General features: G+C 67.5%; 15 protein-coding genes. 8 read left to right on the top strand and 7 right to left on the bottom strand.

The window, feature by feature from the left end; genetic code table 11:
• Position 1: 1 nt before the first annotated feature.
• Genes AC1DJ5_RS08275 through AC1DJ5_RS08245 form a run of 7 tightly spaced genes read right to left on the bottom strand, consistent with a single transcriptional unit; the run spans position 2 to position 6,387 of the window.
• Complete coding sequence (locus AC1DJ5_RS08275; protein WP_441454505.1) at positions 2-856, bottom strand: CheR family methyltransferase; 855 nt, start codon at positions 854-856, stop codon at positions 2-4.
• Positions 857-890: 34 nt separating this feature from the next.
• On the bottom strand, positions 891-1,382 hold the full coding sequence (locus tag AC1DJ5_RS08270; protein ID WP_441454506.1) for a chemotaxis protein CheW: 492 nt from the start codon (positions 1,380-1,382) through the stop codon (positions 891-893).
• A complete protein-coding gene (locus tag AC1DJ5_RS08265) occupies positions 1,382-3,187 on the bottom strand; it encodes a methyl-accepting chemotaxis protein (protein ID WP_477020273.1) in 1,806 nt (601 codons plus the stop codon). Before AC1DJ5_RS08265 ends, AC1DJ5_RS08270 begins: the two co-directional genes overlap by 1 nt.
• A 17-nt stretch (positions 3,188-3,204) precedes the next feature.
• Positions 3,205-3,726 carry a chemotaxis protein CheW gene (locus tag AC1DJ5_RS08260; protein ID WP_441454508.1) on the bottom strand — a complete coding sequence of 174 codons (522 nt, stop codon included), beginning with the start codon at positions 3,724-3,726 and terminating at the stop codon, positions 3,205-3,207.
• Complete coding sequence (locus AC1DJ5_RS08255; protein ID WP_441454509.1) at positions 3,723-5,717, bottom strand: chemotaxis protein CheA; 1,995 nt, start codon at positions 5,715-5,717, stop codon at positions 3,723-3,725. Before AC1DJ5_RS08255 ends, AC1DJ5_RS08260 begins: the two co-directional genes overlap by 4 nt.
• Complete coding sequence (locus AC1DJ5_RS08250) at positions 5,714-6,082, bottom strand: response regulator (protein ID WP_441454510.1); 369 nt, start codon at positions 6,080-6,082, stop codon at positions 5,714-5,716. The genes AC1DJ5_RS08255 and AC1DJ5_RS08250 overlap by 4 nt, the downstream gene beginning before the upstream one ends.
• Positions 6,079-6,387: an STAS domain-containing protein gene (locus AC1DJ5_RS08245; protein WP_477020272.1), complete on the bottom strand. Its 309-nt coding sequence runs from the start codon at positions 6,385-6,387 to the stop codon at positions 6,079-6,081. The genes AC1DJ5_RS08250 and AC1DJ5_RS08245 overlap by 4 nt, the downstream gene beginning before the upstream one ends.
• A 203-nt stretch (positions 6,388-6,590) precedes the next feature.
• Here AC1DJ5_RS08245 and AC1DJ5_RS08240 point away from each other — a divergent pair, with 203 nt between their 5' ends.
• The 8 genes from AC1DJ5_RS08240 to AC1DJ5_RS08205 all read left to right on the top strand — a co-directional run bounded on the left by AC1DJ5_RS08240 (position 6,591) and on the right by AC1DJ5_RS08205 (position 18,923).
• Positions 6,591-8,456: a hybrid sensor histidine kinase/response regulator gene (locus tag AC1DJ5_RS08240; RefSeq protein WP_441454512.1), complete on the top strand. Its 1,866-nt coding sequence runs from the start codon at positions 6,591-6,593 to the stop codon at positions 8,454-8,456.
• Positions 8,457-8,589: 133 nt separating this feature from the next.
• Positions 8,590-9,303 carry a hypothetical protein gene (locus tag AC1DJ5_RS08235; RefSeq protein WP_441454513.1) on the top strand — a complete coding sequence of 238 codons (714 nt, stop codon included), beginning with the start codon at positions 8,590-8,592 and terminating at the stop codon, positions 9,301-9,303.
• A gap of 70 nt (positions 9,304-9,373) precedes the next feature.
• Entirely contained in the window at positions 9,374-10,699 is a 1,326-nt protein-coding gene (locus AC1DJ5_RS08230) for a TolC family protein (RefSeq protein ID WP_441454514.1), read from the top strand.
• Entirely contained in the window at positions 10,696-11,763 is a 1,068-nt protein-coding gene (locus AC1DJ5_RS08225; protein ID WP_477020271.1) for an efflux RND transporter periplasmic adaptor subunit, read from the top strand. Before AC1DJ5_RS08230 ends, AC1DJ5_RS08225 begins: the two co-directional genes overlap by 4 nt.
• Positions 11,760-14,804: an efflux RND transporter permease subunit gene (locus AC1DJ5_RS08220; RefSeq protein WP_477020270.1), complete on the top strand. Its 3,045-nt coding sequence runs from the start codon at positions 11,760-11,762 to the stop codon at positions 14,802-14,804. Before AC1DJ5_RS08225 ends, AC1DJ5_RS08220 begins: the two co-directional genes overlap by 4 nt.
• 306 nt (positions 14,805-15,110) lie before the next feature.
• Positions 15,111-16,361: a P-loop NTPase family protein gene (locus AC1DJ5_RS08215; protein ID WP_477020269.1), complete on the top strand. Its 1,251-nt coding sequence runs from the start codon at positions 15,111-15,113 to the stop codon at positions 16,359-16,361.
• Complete coding sequence (locus AC1DJ5_RS08210; RefSeq protein ID WP_477020268.1) at positions 16,358-18,070, top strand: ABC transporter ATP-binding protein; 1,713 nt, start codon at positions 16,358-16,360, stop codon at positions 18,068-18,070. The genes AC1DJ5_RS08215 and AC1DJ5_RS08210 overlap by 4 nt, the downstream gene beginning before the upstream one ends.
• Before the next feature lie 10 nt (positions 18,071-18,080).
• The gene (locus tag AC1DJ5_RS08205) at positions 18,081-18,923 is read left to right on the top strand and encodes an alpha/beta hydrolase (protein WP_441454519.1); all 843 of its coding nucleotides are present in this window, start codon (positions 18,081-18,083) and stop codon (positions 18,921-18,923) included.
• Positions 18,924-18,975 lie beyond the last annotated feature (52 nt).

Raw genomic sequence — 18,975 nt, 5'->3', positions numbered from 1 at the left:
ATCAGGTCTTTCGGAATACGGTGTTGGCCACGGCCGTCAGCGGCAGTTCAATGCCGGCGATGCTTTCCGAATGGCCGATGAACAGATAACCGCCGGGCTTCAGCCGGTCGCACAGCCGCTTCAGCACCTTGGCCTGAGTCGGTTTGTCGAAATAGATCAGGACATTGCGACACATGATCAGGTCAAACGGATCGCCGACGGCGTAGCTCTCGTCCATCAGGTTCAACCGCGCCAGGACCAGCTTGGCGCGAAGCGAGGGATGGATGCGCGCCTCGCGCCGCCGACTCTCCTTGGCCGCCATGACCCAGCGGCGCATGTCAGCGGGCACGGGCGCCAGGATTTCCTTCGGATAGACGCCGCGCAGGGCCGTCTCCAGCACGTCTGTGCTCAGGTCCGTGCCCAGAATCTGGTAGTCGGGTCCGCCCTGGTCGTCGGCGAAGCGCTGCATCACCATGGCCATGGTGTAGGGCTCGGCGCCGGTCGAGCAGGCTGCGCTCCAGGCACGAATGCGGCGCTGGCCCGCCGACTTGAACTCCGGCAGCACGTGGCTGGTCATGTAGTCGAAGTGGCGCGGTTCGCGGAAGAAGTCGGTCTTGTTGGTGGTGACCGCGTCTATCAGATGGACGGACTCGGCCTCCAACCCGTCCTCGCGGAACAGATGGTCGCAATAGTCGTCGAAGCTGGCGTGGCCGGTATGGCGCAGCCGACGCCGCAGCCGCCCCTCCAGCATGGTGCGTTTGGACGAGGGCATCTTGATGCCGCTGTAGTCGTAGATATAGCGCGCCAGACGCTCGAAATTGCGGGCGCTGATCTGATCGACGACGGTCGTTTCCCGGGCGAGAGCCGCTGCGGCCAATGCAATATTCCTTGAAGTGGAGATCACGCGGCGGTCAGGCCGCGTGATCTATGTCCGCAAATGATCCGAGCGAAGCCGTATCCGTGGTGGACAGCAGGCGCGGCAGGTCGATCAGCACGACGAACCCTTCGGATCGACGCACCACGCCGGAGATGTAATCCGAGCGCCACTTCACCCCGATGTCGGGCGACGGCTCGATCTGATCGTCCTGGAAAGCGGCGACCTCGAACACCCGGTCGGCCACCAGCCCCAGGCTGAGCACGCGATCCTCCAGCGGGATGTCCAGCACGAGGATGCGGGTGTTCAAGGTCGGCTCGACCGGGGCCATGCCTAGGCGGATCCGGAGATCCGCCGTGGGCACGCCGCGCCCCCGCACGTCCGTCAGGCCCAGCAGATAGGCCGGACCGTTGGGAATGCGGGAGGGCGTCTGATAGGTCAGGATCTCCCGCACCAGGCTGACCGGGGCGGCGAAGACTTCCTCGCCCAGGCCGAACGTGACGTACTGGCCTTCAGCGGCGTCCGACATCAAGCGCTCTCCCGGAAGTCCATGTCCTCGGCGTCGGCGCCGCCCAGGGCCATGTCCAGGGCGAAGCCCTTGGCGCGGGCCTGCTGCTGGTGGACAGCGGGCCGGCCCGCAGCCTTGACGGCCTTGGCGGCCGGGCGCGCGGCGGGCTTGAAGGTCGAGATCGGGGCAGGCGACCGCGTCGCGGCGCGCCCTCCGGCGGCGTCGGTACGGAAGAAGGCGATCGAGGTCTGCAGTTCCTCGGCCTGGGCCGCCAGTTCCTCGGAGGTGGCCGACATTTCTTCCGAGGCGCCGGCGTTCTGCTGGGTCACCTTGTCGAGCTGTTGGATGGCCTCGTTGATCTGCGAGGCGCCGATGTCCTGTTCGCGGCAGGCGGCGCTGATCTCGGAGACCAGTTCGGCGGTCTTGCGGATGTCCGGCACCAGGCGTTGCAGCATGTCGCCGGCTTCCTGGGCGGCCTTGACCGTGTCGCCCGAGACCGAGCTGATCTCGGCGGCGGCCGTCTGGCTGCGTTCGGCCAGCTTGCGCACTTCCGAGGCGACCACGGCGAAGCCCTTGCCGTGCTCGCCGGCCCGGGCGGCTTCCACCGCCGCGTTCAGGGCCAGAAGGTCGGTCTGGCGGGCGATCTCCTGCACGATGCCGATCTTGTCGGCGATGGTGCGCATGGCGTCGACGGCGCGGCTGACCGCTTCGCCGCTGACCTCGGCGTCCCGCGACGACTGACGCGAGATCTTCTCGGTCTGGGCGGCGTTGTCGGCGGTCTGTTTGATGTTGGCGGCCATCTCTTCCATCGAGGCCGAGGCCTGTTCAGCGGCGGCGGCCTGTTCGGTCGCGCCCTGGCTCATCTGCTCCGAGGTCGACGACAGTTCCTGGCTGCCCGAGGAGACGTTGTCGGCGGCCGACAGGGCGTCGGCGACAACGCCGCGCAGGCGCTCGACCATGCTCTGCAGCGAGAGACCCAGGGTGTCCTTGTCCGACAGCGGCTTGGGCTGGACGGTCAGGTCGCCGTTGGCGATCTCGTCTGCGATGGCGGCGGTGACGCGCAAGTTGCCGGTCATGATGTTGATGCGGTCGACCAGGTCCTTGATCTCGTCGTTCGACTTGATCTCGACGTCCTTTTCCAGGTCGCCGATGGCGATGGCGTCGGCCGCGACCATGATCTTGCGCAGGCCCGCAGTGATGCCAATCGCGATCCACAAGGCCATGCCCAGAGCCAGGGCGACGGCCAGGGCCGACAGGGCGATCATCATGTTGCGCGTGGTATGATAGTCGACATCGGCCCGCGACTGAGCCTCACGGGCGCGGTCCCGGTTGGTGGCCACGCCTTCCTTGAGCTTGTCGGTCAGCGCATTGGCGGCGTCCCGACCGTCGCCCGACGAATAGGCGACCGCCGCGGGAATGTTGCCGGCGCGGGCCAGGGCGCGGATATGGTCGTCGGTGCGTTCGAACTCGTCCGTACGGGCCTTCAGGTCGACCCACAACTGACGAGTCGCGGTCGTGGCCGAGGCCGCCATCTCGTCAAAGATCACATGATACTGGCGACGCAAGTCGTCGCTGGTCGTGACATGGCGCTGCATCTCGTCCGGCGAGGCCGACAAAATAGTGTTCTTCTGACTCCGCACGACGGCCAGCGACAGGGCGTTCAGTTCGTGCATCTTGTCGAGGCGCGCAACGGTGCCGTCAACCACCTCGTCCATGGCCCCTTTGGCCACGCCCAGACTGTGGATACCGTAGCCGGCCGTGCCGGCCAGCATGACGATGAGGAAGCCGAAGGCCAGGGCCAGTTTGGCTTTGATGGTGAAACGCATGGAAGTCGTCCCCGAAATCAGTGGCGGCTCAGGGACGCGGCCGATGGGCGGGCGTCCTGATGTTGATTGAAAATGGTCTGCAATTCCGGAACGACGATGAACTCGGTGTCTCGTCGGACCAGGCATTGGATGAACTCGGGCCGCCAGCGCATTCCGACGCTGGGCGGAGCTTCGCTCGCGGCGCGCTCCAGGGTGGTGACCTCGTGCACCTTGTCGGTGCGGAGGCCGACTAGGGCCTGCTCCCCGTCGAGCGTCATCTCGATGACGACGATGCGGCTGTCGATGGTGGGCGCGCCGATCTTGAGGTCGAAGACCTCCCGAAGGTCGGCCAACGGAATGACCTTGCCGCGGAAATTGATCACCGATCCCGCGAAGGCGCCGGCGCCCGGCACCGCAGTCTCGGGCGCCAGGTCGATGATCTCCTGCACCCGCACGGCGTCGAGGGCGAAGAGCTCTCCGTTCAGTTCGAAGGTCAGCACCTCGACCTGTTCGCCGCCGGTCCAGCCCGGCGCGGTCACGGCGTCGTTCAGCCCGCTCATACGGCTTCGCGCATCCGCGCCTCCTGCTGTTGGCCGAGAGCGACCAGGTTGACGATGTCGAGGATCAGGGCGACGCCGCCGTCGCCCAGAATGGTGGCGCCGGAGAAGGTCGGCAGGCCGGCGTGCAGTTTGGACATCGACTTGATGACGGTCTGGTGGTCGCCGATGATCTGGTCGACGACCAGGCCGATCCGTTCCTCGCCGCTGGAGACCACAACCACCTTCTGGTGCAGTTCGGGCTGAGTGCCGGTGGCGAACAGGTCGCGCAGGCGCAGGAAGGGCACGAGCCTGTTGCGCAGCGAAAGGAAGCTTCGTCCGCGCGAACGCTGGTCCTCGTCCAGCGACAGTTCGAGGCATTCCTCGACGGCGCCCAGAGGAATGACGTAACGCCCCTGCCCCACCCTGACCAACAGGCCGTCGATGATGGCCAGGGTCAGCGGAATGCGCAGCGACACCTCCGAGCCCTCGCCAGCACGGCTGGCGATGTCGATGGAGCCCCGCAGGCTCTCGATCGTCCGCTTGACCACGTCCATGCCGACGCCGCGTCCCGACAGATTGGTCACCGCCGCCGCCGTGGAGAAGCCGGGGTGGAAGATCATCTGCAGCAAGTCATGATCGCTGACCGTCGCGCCCGGCTCGATCAGCCCCTGCGCTTCGGCCTTGGCCCTCACGCGGTCGCGGTCGATGCCCCGGCCATCGTCGCGGATGACGATCACCACCTCGCCGCCCGACTGGTGCGCGGACAGGCGGATGCGGCCCGTCTCGGGCTTGCCCGAAGCGAGGCGATCCTCAGGCCCTTCCAGCCCGTGGTCGGCGGCGTTGCGGATCAGGTGGACCAGCGGGTCGGCCAGCCGTTCGATGACGGTCTTGTCGATCTCGGTCGTTTCGCCGTCGGTGGACAGCTCGATGGCCTTGCCGGTCTCGCGCGCCAGATCATGGACCAGGCGCCGGAAGCGGCCGAACAGAGTGGCCACCGGGACCATGCGCAGCACCATCATCGTGTCGCGCAACTCGCCCGACAGACGCCCGATGTCCTCCGACACGGCGCGCAGCGCGGTGTCGGCCCCGGCGGCGGCGATCTGGCTGAGGCGCGACTGGGCGATGACCAGTTCGCCGACGCGGTCCATCAGTTCGTCCAGGCGATCGGCAGGGACGCGAACGCTCTCTGCGGCCCTGGCGGCCCTGCCTGCGCCGGCGTCGGCGGGATCGCCGGCAACCGCCGCCTGAGCCTGAACGGACGGCGAAACCGGCGAAGCGACCGTCGCCTCGAACGGCGCCGACGCCGGCACTTCGTCCGCGACGAACGCCGCGTCTTCGACCGCTTCGATCTCCAGGGTCATGTCGTCCATGACGAAGATGAAGACGTCCTCGATGGCGGCGCGGCCCTGGTCGGTGGTCAGGACGACGTCCCAGGCCAGGTAATGGTCGGTCGGTTCGATCAGGTTCAAGGGCGGCACGCGCGACCGGTCGGCGACCACGCGGGCCTCGCCCAGGTCCCGCAGCTCCGCCAGCAGGGCCAACGGATTGACGCCGTTCCTGAAGGCGTTCGACGGCAAGTCGAAGCGGATGCGCCAGGTCGTCATGCCCGGCGACGCGGCGGCGACCGGAGCGATCCCGTCCGCCGCGCGCACCGCGCGCTCCAGATCGGCCAGCAGCAGGTCGCCCGCATCGCCGTAATCCCCCGACGGATTTTCCATCAGACGGCGCATGTGATCGCGAGCGGCCAGCACGGCCGACACCAGGTCCGTGGTCGCGGCCACCTCGCCCTTGCGGACGCGATCGAAGGCGGTCTCGCAGTGGTGGGTGAAGCCGGCGAGGGCGTCAAAGCCGAACATGGCCCCCGACCCCTTCAACGTGTGCAGGCCGCGAAACACGGCGTCGACCAGATCGCGGTTCTCGGGATGATCCAGCAGATCCAGCAGGCCCTGCTCGATCAGCTCCAGATTCTCACGCGCCTCGACCTGAAAGACGGCGATGGCTTCGTCGCTCATCGACCGAGCACCTTCTTGGCGATGCGCACCAGTTGGTCGGGGTCGAAGGGCTTGGTCAGCCAGCCCGTCGCGCCGGCCGCCTTGGCCCGCTCCTTCATCGCGGCGTCGGATTCAGTGGTCAGGAAGACGATGGGCACGCCCATCTGCTCGGGCATGAGGCGCATCTTCTCGATCATCGTCAGCCCGTCCATGACCGGCATGTTCAGGTCGGTGATGATCAGGTCGAAGGCGCTGGCCCGCGCCTTCTCGATGCCCTCTGCGCCGTTGGCGGCCTCGGCGACCGAATAGCCGGCGTTGGTCAGGGCGATCTTCAGCGCCACGCGGATGCTGGGGGAATCATCAACCGTGAGGATCGAGGCGGTCATTGCGCGGGCCCTTCATGAAGCCAGAAACGGTGGAGGTCCGACGGCGCGTCAGCAAAAAAACCTATATTTTCCAATAGGGAGCGCATCTGTTCGGCAGGTCGCAGTAACGACAGGCGCTTGCCGGTGGTCTTCGCATAACAGCGTGCGGACTCGATCAGTTGCAGACCGCACAAATCGGCAATGTCTTCTTTTGAGATATCAAGACAAAGATCATCGCAGCCTTGGAATCCATCGACCAAAACTTGATGGATAACCGCTACATTTCGGACGACGAGCGCCGAATCCAATTCGATTGTTCTAATCATCACGAACTCTAGTCTCACGCGACGCCTCGCCGCACCGATCAACGACTATCGTTCACCCAAAAAGTTAATTGCGACCGAAATCAGAATTACGTGAAATTGCTTACGCCTAGATCGATCTCTGATGGATTTACCGGAATTTCACTGTGCAGAGACAAACCCGTCAATTACTTCCCCCACAACAATCGTAGTTGCGACGTATTTCCATGAAGACGACGACGAACTGGGCGACGGTCACCTATGCGGGAGATCCATTTTTTGCGCGTCTGGCCGAAGCATCGACGATCATGATCTGGCTTCTCGACGCCGATGGAGCGGTTATTCACGCCAATCTTCCCGCTAGACAGTCGTCATTGCCCGGAAATCTGGAAAATGGCGCGCAATGGCGTGACATCTGGCCCCAGACCAGCCGCCTTTACGTCACCAGGGCCCTGGACGAAGCTCTGAGCGGACAGGCCGTCGCCTTTCGCCTCCGTTGCCCGCTCAATGACAACGCCATGGTCTATCTGGACATCACTATCGGGCCGATCCGCGACGACGCAGAACGACTGGTCCGGCTGCTGGTCCGGGCCGAGGACGTGACCGCCCAGGTCGAATCCTCCGCCTTCCTCCACACTGTGATCGAAACCCTGCCCTCGGCGTTGACGGTCCGGGACGCGCGGACCGGCCGCTACATTCTCGCCAACCGCGCCGCGGAAGCCCTGTTCGACTGTCCCCAGGGCCTGATCGGCCTGACCGGGGAGGAGATCCTGCCGCCCGCGTTCGCGGCCTGGGAAGCTGAGGAAGAGCCCCTTCCCAACCGGATGCGTTCGACCTTCCACGCCGGCACGGCGAGTTGCAGCGATCGCCATATCTCGGCGGTCAAGGTCGCCACCTACGACGACGACGGCGTGCGGCACGTCATCAGCCTGACCGAGGACGTAACCCGGCAACGCCGCGACGAGGCGGCGCTGCGCGAGGCGCTGGAGAAGGCGCGCCAGGCCGAACGCGCCCGCAACACCTTCCTGAGTAACATCAGCCACGAACTGCGGACGCCGCTGAACGGGGTGATCGCCGGGATCGATCTGATCGAATCCGGCGCCGGCGACCGCGCCGAGGTCCTGGAGATGGTGCGCCGTTCAGCAGCGACGCTGGAGCGACGATTGGAGGATCTGATGCGCGTGGTTCATCTCGACGCGCCCAGCGGCCAGGCCGACATCGAGCCCATCGACGCCGCAGTCCTGCTGCAGGATCTGGCGGCGCGGTTCCGCGCCCGCGCCGACGCCAAGGGCCTGACCCTGGTCGTCGAAAATCACTCGGCGGCTGTCCTGGCCGGCAACCGCGTCTGCCTCGAGGAAGCCCTGTCGCGACTGATCGACAATGCGATCAAATTCTCGGGCGAGGGGCGGATCGTGCTGCGCGCCGAAACCCTGGCCGACGGCCGGTTCCGCTTCAGCGTCATCGACGACGGCATTGGCTTCGATCCCACCAAAAAGGACTTGTTATTCAATAATTTCGAGCAAGGCGATGGCAGCCTGACCCGCCGCTTCGATGGCCTGGGCCTGGGCCTCACCATCGCGCGCGAGGCGGCCAAGAAGCTGGGCGGCGTCATCGACGCCGCGGCGCGTCCCGAAGGCGGGGCCTGCTTCTGGCTGGACGCCCCGCTCGCCGCCGCCTCGCCGGAACCATCAGAGCCCGACATCGGCGCGCAAAACCGCCTGCGGGTCCTGATCGCCGACGACCATCCGACCAATCGCCGGATCGTGGAGCTGATGATGGAGGGTCTGGCCGAGGTGACCTCCGTGGAGGACGGACTGGAAGCGGTCGAGGCCGCAGCCGGCGACCCTTTCGACGTCATCCTGATGGACATCCAGATGCCGCGCCTGGACGGCATCAGCGCTGTCGCGCGGATCCGCGCCGCCGAGCGAGCGTCCGGCCGAGCCCCGACCCCCGTCATCATGCTGACGGCGAACACCCAGGCCGAACATCTGGAGGCCAGCCGGGCCGTCGGCGCCGACCGCCATATCGGCAAGCCCTTCACCGCCGGCGTCCTGCTCAACGGCATACAGGGCGTGCTCAACGCCGCGCCTTGAAAGGCCGACGCCAGAGCCCCGCTCCCCGTCGATTCGACAAGCCACGACCAATCGGCGGCGTAGCGGGAACGCAGCAGGCCCCCTGGCGTTGGCGCAGAGCACGATTTGACCAGCTTTGCCGAGGTCATGAAGAATGTCCGCTTCCTCCTTCTTCAAGTCGGCTTCGGCCGGGCTCGCCGTCGTTGTCGCCGCCGGACTGCTCGGCGGCTGCAATCCGCCTGCCTCCAAGGGCCGGCAGGCCGAGCCCCCGGCCTCCGGTCGCGCGGTCGAGACGCCGCGCAACGTCCAACTGCTGGCGGCGGCGGAAGACTATGAAACCCTGACGGAGTCGGCCTTCGACAAGCCGGTCGCCGAACTCGAGGTTCTTCAGCGCGCCGGCTATCAGAAGGCGCAAGGCCTGCGACGCCTGCTCGACGCCGCGCAAGGCGCGCAGATCAACGCCCTGAACGGGCGGCTCGACGCCGCGCGGACGGCCCAGGACCGCGCCGCGATCGCCATAGCGGCGGTCGAAACCTTCCGGATTCTGGTGAGCGCGCAGGACGCCAGCGGCAAGACGCCCGTGGACGTCAGCCTGCTGGACTACGCCGGGTTCAAGTTTGACGCGCTCAACAAGGCCAGGCCGGTGAACTGGGACGAAATGGCGGCCGACGCCCGGTTCGCGCGCGAGACGTGGGCGCGGCTTTCGCCCCAGGTGAAGGCGCCGGGGCTGAGCGGCGCCTTCGAGAGCGCCGTGTCCGGAATGGAGTTGGCGGCCGCCCGCAAGAACGACGTCGCCGCCTCGGTCGCCGCATCGAACGAGTTGGCGCTTGTGGATGCGCTGGAAGAGTATTTCACTGCGCTGCAATAGGGCGTCGTCGTCGGGACGGAACGCTGCAACGGTTCGGAGGTCCGGCGCCATGGCAAGGGGGCGAATGCGCATGGCCTTGGCCCGGACCCTGGCCTTGGGACTGGCGGCGGCCGCGTCGGGGTGCGCCGCCTATCGACCGGCGGACCTGGCGTCCGCGCCCCGCGCCGACCCGTCCTCCGCCGATCTGTCGATGCAGGCGGCCCGTCTGAACCTGGCGGCGCCGACGACGATCGATCTGGATGCGGCGCTGACGCCTGAGCAACTGGGTCTGGTCGCCGTGATCGCCAATCCGGAGTTGCAGGCACAACGCATGCATCTGGGCGTGACGCAGGCCCAGGTTTTCAACGCGGGGCTTCTGCCCGATCCCCAGTTCTCCTTCAGCCTGGACCGCCCGCTCGGGGACGGAGGGCTGGTGGACGCCGTCGCCGCCGGACTGGGCATGGACCTGTCCGCCCTCTACGCCCGCTCCGGGAAACTGCGGGCGGCGCAGGCGACGCGCGAGCAGGCACGCCTCGATCTAGCGTGGCGGGAATGGCAGGTCGCCGGAACGGCGCGCCTGCAGGCCGCGCGCATCCAGGGCCTGGAACAGAGCCTTGAGCTGGCGCGGCGTTCCTCGGCCCTGGCCGACAGCGCGCTGGAGCGGACCTTGCGCGCGGTGGCGCGCGGCGACCTGTCGGCGGGCGACCTGGAGGCCCGACGACTGGCCGCTGCAGACGCGGGCGATCGCGTCAGGACGCTGGAGCGCGATCTCGAGGCCGCGCGCTTCGAACTGAACGCCGCCCTCGGCCTGTCGCCGGACTACAGGATCGCGCTGGCGAAGGGCGCGGCGGTTCATCCTGCCGCGCCGGACGGGCCCGCCCTGACCGCGCGCGCCTATGCGGGACGGCTCGATCTGGCGGCCCTGCGGGCGGGCTATAAGGCCCAGGATGCCAACCTGAGGTCGGCGCTGTTGCTGCAGTATCCGCGACTGAACCTGTCCCTGAACGCGGCCCGGGACACGAGCGCGGTTCGCACCTACGGGTTCGGCGTCGGTTTCGACCTTCCTCTGTGGAACCGCAATCGCGGCGCGATCGCGGTCGAGGAGGCCACCCGCGAACAGCTCAGGGCCGAATATGAGGCGCGCCTGTTCACCCTGCGGTCGGAGATCTCCACCCTGATCGGCGCCTACGCCATCGGGTTGAAACAGCGAGACGATCTGGCCGCCCAGGTCGCGCCCTTGCGCCGGACGGTGGAGGCCTTCGAACGCGCCGGCGCGCGAGGCGACATCGCCCCGGTCGCCGCCGAGACCGCGCGGCAGACGTTGACGGACAAGGAAATTGCGCTGGCGGCGCTCGATCAGGCCCTGAACGAGCAATGGGCGGCGTTGGAACTGGCGGCGGGGACTGTGCTTCAATGAGGGTTTGGACGATCATCGCCCTGGCGGCCCTGGCGGCCCTGGTCGGGACGGCCGGGGGCTGTTCCGCCCCGCCCGAGACGGCGGCCGCCCCGCCCGTCGCCGCCGTGCGCACCGCCGCCGCCGAGATCAGAACCCTGGACGAGACGATCACGGCCTATGGCCAGGTCGAGTTCAATCCTTCGGCCGTTCGCACCCTGACCACGACCTTCGAGGCCCAGGTCGCCGAGGTCCACGTCAACCTGGGCCAGGCCGTCGACGCCGGGCAGCCGGTCGTGACGCTGATCGCCAGCCCCACGACGCGCCTCGATATGGATCGGCTGGCCCGCGAGGCGACGGTGGCGAGCGCCGAGGCCTCGCGCCTGCAGCGCCTGCGCGCCGACGGTCTGGCATCCGACGCGGAGGTCGCCGCCGCCACGGCCGCCGCCGCCACGGCGCGAGAAGCCGGCGCCGATCTGCGTCGACGGACCGACGGCGGACGCCTGACCCTGACGGCCCCCGTCGGCGGCGTCATCGACAGCCTGCCCGCCAGTCCCGGCGCCGTCATCGGCGCGGGCGGGCCGGTGGCCAGCGTCGCCTCCACCCGCCTTCTGAACGCGCGCCTTGGGGTCGAGGTCGAGGACGCCCAGCGCATCCGCCCCGGCGCCCTGGTCCGGCTGACGGGCCTGCACGAAAGCGGCGCGGCCGTGGACGCGCGGGCGGCGTCGGTGGATCGGCGCGTCGATCCCGCGACGCGGCTGGCGGCGGTGATTGTCGCCCTGCCCGCCGGCAGCCCGCTTCTGCCGGGCGAGGCGCTCAAGGGGGCGGTCGTGGTCGGGCTTCGGGCCGATGCGGTGGTCGTGCCGCGCGCCGCGGTCCTCTACGACGGCGAGCAGCCCTATGTGTTTGTGGTCAGCCGGGGCGTCGCCTCGCGCCGCCCGGTCGCCGTCGGCCTTGAACAGAGCGACGTGGTCCAACTGACCGACGGCGTCCGACCGGGCGAGAAGGTGGTGATCGAGGGCGGACCGTCGCTGTCCGACGGCATGCGCACCCGCGAGACGGCCCTGCCCGCAGCCGACAAGCCATGAGCCGCTGGCTCAGCGGCCAGGCCCGCTTCATCGTCCTAATCTTCGTCCTGCTGACCCTGGCCGGCTCGGCCTCGGCCGTACGTCTGCCGGTCAGCCTGTTTCCCCACATCGACTTTCCGCGCGTCGTCGTCGCGGTCGAGGCGGGCGACAGGCCGGCGGACCAGATGGTGAGCCAGATCACCCGGCCGGTCGAGCGCGCGCTGCGAACGGTGCCGGGCGTGGTCAGCGTGCGATCGACCAGCAGCCGGGGCTCGGCCGAGTTGTCGGTGAATTTCGCCTGGGGCGCGGACATGGTCGCGGCCACCCTGCAGGCCGAATCCGCGATCAACGCGGCGCTTCCCGACCTTCCCCCCGGCGTTCGCTTCGAGGTGCGCCGGATGGACCCGACCGTCTTCCCGGTACTGGGCCTGGCGCTGGTGTCCCCCGTCCAGAACCCGGTCGCGCTTCGCGACTTCGCCCGGTTGCAGTTGGCGCCGCTGCTGTCGTCGGTGCCGGGCGTGGCCAGCGTGGATGTGCTGGGCGGGCAAGAGAAGGAATATCAAGTTCTGGCCGATCCCGCCCGCCTTCAGGCCCTGGGCCTGTCCATCGAGGATCTGGCGCGGACCCTGTCGTCCAACAACGTCGTCGTTGCGACGGGACGGCTGGAGGACCGCTATCGGCTCTATCTGATCCTGGCCGACAATCGCCTGAAGGGCGTGGATGACATCCGGCGCACGGTGATCCAGACCGGAGCCCGCGGCGTCGTGGAACTGGATGACATCGCTCAGGTGGCGGTCCGGGAGGTTCCGCAATGGACCCGCGTCACGTCCCAGGGCCGCGACGCCGTGCTGCTGAACATTCGCCAGACCCCTGACGCCAACAGCGTCGCCCTGGTCAAGGAGGTGCGCCGACGCATCGACGGCTTCAAGGGCGAGACCCCCGCCGACCTCCAGATCGTGACCTTCTACGACCAGTCCCAACTGGTGACGGCGGCGGCCGGCAGCGTGCGCGACGCCATCCTGCTGGGGGCCGTTCTGGCGGGGGGCGTCCTGTTCGTCTTCCTGCGCAGCCAGCGCTTCATGCTCATCGTCGCCCTGCTGCTGCCGGCGGTGCTGGCGACGACGACGATCGTGCTGACCCTGCTCGGCATGAGTTTCAACATGATGACCCTGGGCGGCATGGCGGCGGCGGTGGGCCTGGTCGTGGACGACGCGGTCGTCATGCTGGAGCATCTCATGCGCAGGCTTCAGGAAAGGCGTCGCGACGGCGCCGCCGGCGCCGGAACCCTGGAGGCCGCGTCGGAGATGACGCGCCCGCTGATCGGCTCGACGCTGGCGACGGTGCTGGTGTTCACGCCCCTGGCCTTCCTGGGCGGCGTGACCGGCGGTTTCTTCAAGGCGCTGGCGGTCACCATGTCGGCGGCGCTGGGCGTTTCCCTGCTGTTCGCCCTCTTCGTCGCGCCCCTGCTGGCCGAACGCTGGGTCCGGCCGCGCGACGTCGAACAGGCCGAAAAGGCGGGCGAGATTCTCGACCGGCTGGCCGTCCGCTACGACTGGATCATGCGGCGGGTGTTGAAGGCGCCGATCCGTTTCGCCCTGATCATCGCCCTGATCGTCGTCGCGGTGGGCGGCTTCGCCTATTCCCGGCTTGGCTCGGGCTTCATGCCCCGAATGGACGAGGGAGGCTTCATCCTGGACTATCGCGCGGCCCCCGGCGCCTCTCTGGCGGAAACGGACCGACTGCTTCGCCAGGTCGAACGCATCCTGCAGGACACGCCCGACGTCGAAAGCTATTCGCGCCGCACCGGACTGCAACTGGGGGGCGGACTGTCCGAGGCCAACGAGGGCGACTTCTTCGTCCGGCTGAAGGCTCACGGCCGCCGCCCGATCGACGAGGTGACCGCGGACGTGCGCAACCGGATCGAGACCACGACGCCCGGCCTGACCATCGAGACGGCGCAACTGATGGAGGATCTGATCGGCGACCTGACGGCCGTGCCTCAGCCGATCGAAGTCAAGCTGCTGGGATCGGACGCCGAGGCGCTCCGGGCCGCCTCCCCGCTGGTCGCCGAGGCGATCGGCAAGGTTCGCGGCGTGGTCGAGGTCGAGGGCGGCCTGCGCGTTGCGGGCGATGCGGTCACCATCACCGTCGATCGACCGGCCGCCGCGCTAGAAGGGCTCGATCCCGAGGCGGTCACCCGCCAGCTGGAACAGTTGGTCGGCGGCATCGTCATCGGCCAGATTCAGGAAGGCGAGAAACTGGTCGGCGTCCGGGTCTGGACGGACGGTTCGTTGCGGGACCGGGTGAAGTCGCTGGAAGATCTGCCGCTGCGGGCGCCCGACGGACACGCCCTGCCGTTGAAGCGCGTCGCCTCGCTGACGATCACCCCGGGGCAGCCCCAGATCACGCGCGAGAACCTGCAGCCTCTGGTCGCGGTCACCGCCCGGCTCGAAGGCCGCGACCTGGGCTCGGCCATGAAAGAGGTGTCGCAGGTGGTGTCCCGCCTCAGCCTGCCGTCCGGCGTCCGCGTCGAATACGGCGGCCTCTACGCCGAGCAGCAGAAGTCGTTCCGCGACCTGTCCGTCGTCTTTGCCGCCGCTCTGGCGCTGGTCGGCCTGCTGTTCCTCTACCTGTTCCAGAGCTGGCCCGCCGTGATCGGCATCGTGGTGACCCTGGCGCTGTCGGCGGCCAGCGTGTTCGCGGGGCTATGGCTGACGGGCACGGAGCTCAACATCTCGGCGATGATGGGACTGACCATGGTCATCGGCATCGTGGCGGAGCTGGGCGTCTTCTATCTGTCCGAACTGAGGGCGGAAGGGCGCAGCGACGCCGAGGCTCTGATCACCGCCGGTCGGGCGCGTCTGCGTCCCATCCTGATGTCCGCGCTGATCGCCATCCTGGCGCTGTCGCCCCTGGCGCTCGGCCTGGGCGAGGGCTCGGCCATGCAGAAGCCCCTCGCCATCGCCATCATCACCGGTCTTTTGGCCGGCGTGCCTCTCATCCTGATCTTCGCACCGGCGCTCTATATGGCGCTGCACCGCTCGCCCCGCGCCCCGAGGTGACGCAGGGGCCGGACCGCGCCGACCCCGCTACGGCGGCCGCACGGCCCAAGAAATGACATTTTTTCACCGGTTGGCGTTTTGTGAGTCGGAAAAAAAAATAGGTCGGCGCATAGTTAATAAATCATTTCCAGTGCGGGAATGAGGAGAGGGCAAATGAATATCGAGTCCCTGCGCGTTGACGATACGGCCATGGCGGAAGCGCATCGCAAGAAGCATAGATCGGGACCGGTCATCGCCGAGTTTTCGTCAGCCCGGCAAGCTCACTCCAAAATGGGGTTTACAACCCGACGCGTCCCCTCATCCGCTATGAAGACCCTGATCATGGGGCCGATACGGCCAAGGTCTGGAGACCTTGTCCTGGCCCGGGTCGATCGGTTTGGCTATCAGACCCGCCTTGAGCTGACGTCGGGCCGCAAGGCCTGCCTCCATCTCGGCGACGAAATCGTCATCGCCTACGGAGATCGCTACGCCACGGACCAGTTCGAGGCGGAGGTCCCTCCCGATCTCGGCCCGACCAATCTGGTGGCGACAGGCGGCGTGGCGTCCAGGATGCTGTCCCGGGCCAAGGGCATTCGGTCAGCGACCAACATCACCCCCATCGGACTGGTCGGAGACGCCAGAGGCATCCCTCTGAACCTGTCGCAGTTCGCTCTGGAGCCCCGATGTCCGCAGGCTGTCAGGCCGCGCACGATCGCGGTGCTGGGCACCTCGATGAATTCCGGCAAGACCACCACCAACCGTTACCTGGTTTCCGGTCTGAGCCGAGCCGGCCACAAGCCCGGCGCCACCAAGATCACCGGCACGGGTTCAGGCGGAGACTTCTGGGTGATGGTCGATGCGGGGGCTCACGCCGTCGCGGATTTCACCGACGCCGGCTACGCCGCGACCTATAGGATTCCAACGGACCTTCTGGAGAAGGCCGCGATCGATCTGGTGACCCACCTTGCCGCCGAGGGCTGCGGGATCATCCTCGTGGAGATCGCCGATGGCCTTCTACATCGGCAGAACATCGAACTGCTGCAGACGGATTTCTTCAAAAACTTCATCGACGGGGTCCTTTTCGCCGCCGGGGATTCCATGGGCGCCGTCCTGGGGGTGTCGCAGCTTCAAGCCCTCGGCCTGCCGGTCCTCGGGGTTTCCGGCGCCTTCACCGCGTCGAAACTTCTCGTGCAAGAGGCCGCCAGCGCCTGTTCCGTGCCCATCTACACCAAGGAACAACTCTGCGACCCGAGGTACGCCGCGCGCATCGTCGGCGCCGAACAGTCGATAGAGACCTCGGCGCCGGACGAGCCTCGCCACGACGAAATCTTGCTCAGCCGGGACGACTCGAGGCGGCACGGGTTCAAGATCGCTCGGTGGCGCAAGAAGAAACTGCGTTTCGCCGAAGAGCAGACCAGCTTCGCCCCGTTCGGCTCCACCGTGGCCGAAGAAGAACCGAGCTTCGCCCCGTTCGGGACCACCGTCGACGAAGAGGAGCCGAGCTTCGCTCCGTTCGAGGCCTCCGCAGCGGATAAGGCCGGGGTCCAGTCCGGCGTGTTTGAGGCCCCGGCGTCATGACCGAGGCGCCGGGAGGGGGGAATCCAGTCCGGCTGCGGCGTCACGACTATATCGTCATCATCGCCCTCGGGCTCGGCGAGACGCTTGCGTTGGTCGCCGTGGTGTTTCTCGTCTGGATAATCGTCGACAGGATCACCGCGTCCCCGCAAACCGCCTTCGCCACTTTTCCATTGATCGGCGGTCTAGGTTTGGCCGTGGCCTGCAGCGCGCTTCTCCGAGCGCTTCAATTCGCGGTCACGGAGAAAGTCGGCCTCGAACTGGTGCGCCGCCTGCGCCTCGTCCTCTATGACCATATGAGCGGCATGGCGCCGCGACAGATCCAGCACCGCTCGCGCGGAAGTCTGATCCTGCGCCTGACGGGCGATCTCACCATGCTGCGCACCTGGATCAGTCGCGGCATAGGGCGAGGCGTCATCGCCGCGATCATCGTCGCCGGGGGCACCCTCTTTCTGGGGGTCATCAACATCAGGATCGCCCTGGTCGTCCTCGCCATCTTCGTGATCGGTCTGGCGGCGTCGGCCCACGAGGGAAAGCGGCTGGCGCGGCTGACCCGGGCCGTGCGCCGCCGACGTTCCCTGGTCACCAGCAACCTCGACGAGCAGATCAGCGCCCTGGCCGTGGTTCAGTTGTTCGGCCGCTCCCGAGGCGAACGCAGCCGCCTGTCGCGGCAGAACGACGCCATGACCCGTTTCCTGGTTCAGGAAGCCAATATTCGCGGCGGTCTTCGGGGCATCTCAGCGGGAGCCGGATGGGCGGCGGTTCTGACGGTCCTGGCCCTGGGGGCCTTTGACGTGTCGGCGGGACGGATGTCGATCGGGGCGCTGGCGGCCGCCATCACCGTCGTTCGCTATATGAACAGCCCGGTCCGCAACCTGGGTTTCGCCCACGACTATTGGCGGCGCGCGCAGATATCGCAGCGGAAGATCCAGGACTTCCTGAAAAGCGCAAGCCGCCAGCTCGAGGATCCCTCGCAGCAGAAGCTCCGGGTGCGGCGCGGCATGATCGAGTTCGAGGCCGTGTCGGTGGCCGGGGCCCTAGCCGAGGTGACGGCGACGGCGCAGGCCGGAGAGCAGGTCGCCATCCTGGGGGCGGCCGGGGCCGGAAAATCGACCCTGCTGGGGCTTGTCGCGAGAATGGTCGACCCGCTGTCAGGCCAGGTCCGCATCGATGGTCAGTGCCTGGCCGACTGCACCCTGCTGTCGACCTTCAGATATCTGGGGGTGATGAGCCCGGACCTGCCGCTCATGCGCGGAAGCATCCGGCGCAACCTGACCTACCGAAATCCCGCCGCCACCGAAGCCGAGATCAACCACGTCGTCATGATCTGCAATCTGGACGAGGTCTTCGCCGATCTGCCGGGCGGCATAGACGGGTGGGTCACGGAAGGCGGGCTCAACCTTTCCGTCGGCCAGAGGCAGCTTCTGGCGCTGGGCCGCGCCATGCTGGGCCATCCGCCCATCCTCCTGCTGGACGAACCCCTGGCCAACCTCGACCCGCGAAGCCAGGACATCGCTCAGGACGCCCTGAGACGCTACCTCGGGACCATCCTTCTGGTGACCCACGACCCGGCGACGGCGGAAATGGCCGATCAGATATGGCTGCTGGACAAGGGGCGGCTGGTGAGCGCCGTCGCGGGGGACGAGTACAGAAGTCGGCGGCGCGCCGAAGAGCGCCTGGCTCGCCGCATCGACGTCGCCGCGGCGTCCTAGGGAGGCTGGGTTGGCTGGCCAGGACCAAGACAAGGCACGGACGCCCCTGCCCTACCACCTCTACATGCCGCCCCGGCCCCGGCGTCCGCTTCTGGTCCTGGTCCACGGCGTCAGCAGCCGGCCGGCGCGGCTGATCGACTATGCGGCCGCCTTCGCCGCGCAGCATGGCGTCCCGCTGCTGGCGCCCGATTTTTCCGGGGCCGAATTTGCGGGCTACCAGAGGTTGCGGGGGCGCCAAGGCGGGCTTGGCCCCGCCCGCGCCCTGCAGACGGCGGTCGACGAGGTCGGCGTCCGATACGGTCTGGAAACGGATCGCTTTGACCTGATGGGCTTCTCCGGCGGCGCCCAGTTCGCCCATCGCTTCGCGCTTCATTTTCCCCGCGCGGTGCGACGCGTCGTCGTCGCGGCGGCGGGCTGGTACACCTATCTCGACAGAGATTTCGCCTATCCGCTGGGTGTCGGGGAGGGTGAAATGTCGCCCTCCGACCCCGCCCTGGAGGCGTTTCTGCGCCTGCCGATCCTGGTCGCGGTGGGCGAGAAGGATGTGGAGCGCGGCGAACGGTTCCGCACCACCCCCGAACTGGACCGGCGTCAGGGCGCGCATCGGTTCGAACGCGCCCGCCGCTGGATCGACCATTTGTCGAACGAAGCGATGAAGCGGGGCGTCGCGGATCAGCTTGAGTTCCTCTCCCTGCCGAATACGGGCCACTCCCTGAAGGAGGCGGTCCGCAACGGCGGCCTTATTGATCAAAGTTTTGAATTTCTTTTGCGGCCCGAGCGTGAAACTGTCGCATGGCCCTCCGAATGCGTGGCGGAAGGCGTGGAATTCAAGAGAGCCGTTCTTGGTGGATGAATTGGCGTGGCCAGATCTTTCTGGCGCGCAGTGAAACCTTCTCTTTGTGGGG

The organism is Brevundimonas sp. 01N35, from assembly GCF_056399785.1.
The sequence above is the reverse complement of the archived record's forward strand: the minus strand, read 5'-3'. Positions and strand labels throughout refer to the sequence as shown.

Excerpts from the sequence above, each read along its gene's own strand:
- AC1DJ5_RS08245 (WP_477020272.1), bottom strand. The coding sequence starts at position 6,387 with ATGATTAGAACAATCGAATTGGATTCGGCGCTCGTCGTCCGAAATGTA.
- AC1DJ5_RS08270 (WP_441454506.1), bottom strand. The coding sequence starts at position 1,382 with ATGTCGGACGCCGCTGAAGGCCAGTACGTCACGTTCGGCCTGGGCGAG.
- AC1DJ5_RS08230 (WP_441454514.1), top strand. The coding sequence starts at position 9,374 with ATGGCCTTGGCCCGGACCCTGGCCTTGGGACTGGCGGCGGCCGCGTCG.
- AC1DJ5_RS08240 (WP_441454512.1), top strand. The coding sequence starts at position 6,591 with ATGAAGACGACGACGAACTGGGCGACGGTCACCTATGCGGGAGATCCA.
- AC1DJ5_RS08215 (WP_477020269.1), top strand. The coding sequence starts at position 15,111 with ATGAAGACCCTGATCATGGGGCCGATACGGCCAAGGTCTGGAGACCTT.
- AC1DJ5_RS08260 (WP_441454508.1), bottom strand. The coding sequence starts at position 3,726 with ATGAGCGGGCTGAACGACGCCGTGACCGCGCCGGGCTGGACCGGCGGC.
- AC1DJ5_RS08255 (WP_441454509.1), bottom strand. The coding sequence starts at position 5,717 with ATGAGCGACGAAGCCATCGCCGTCTTTCAGGTCGAGGCGCGTGAGAAT.
- AC1DJ5_RS08220 (WP_477020270.1), top strand. The coding sequence starts at position 11,760 with ATGAGCCGCTGGCTCAGCGGCCAGGCCCGCTTCATCGTCCTAATCTTC.
- AC1DJ5_RS08235 (WP_441454513.1), top strand. The coding sequence starts at position 8,590 with ATGTCCGCTTCCTCCTTCTTCAAGTCGGCTTCGGCCGGGCTCGCCGTC.
- AC1DJ5_RS08265 (WP_477020273.1), bottom strand. The coding sequence starts at position 3,187 with ATGCGTTTCACCATCAAAGCCAAACTGGCCCTGGCCTTCGGCTTCCTC.
- AC1DJ5_RS08210 (WP_477020268.1), top strand. The coding sequence starts at position 16,358 with ATGACCGAGGCGCCGGGAGGGGGGAATCCAGTCCGGCTGCGGCGTCAC.
- AC1DJ5_RS08250 (WP_441454510.1), bottom strand. The coding sequence starts at position 6,082 with ATGACCGCCTCGATCCTCACGGTTGATGATTCCCCCAGCATCCGCGTG.
- AC1DJ5_RS08225 (WP_477020271.1), top strand. The coding sequence starts at position 10,696 with ATGAGGGTTTGGACGATCATCGCCCTGGCGGCCCTGGCGGCCCTGGTC.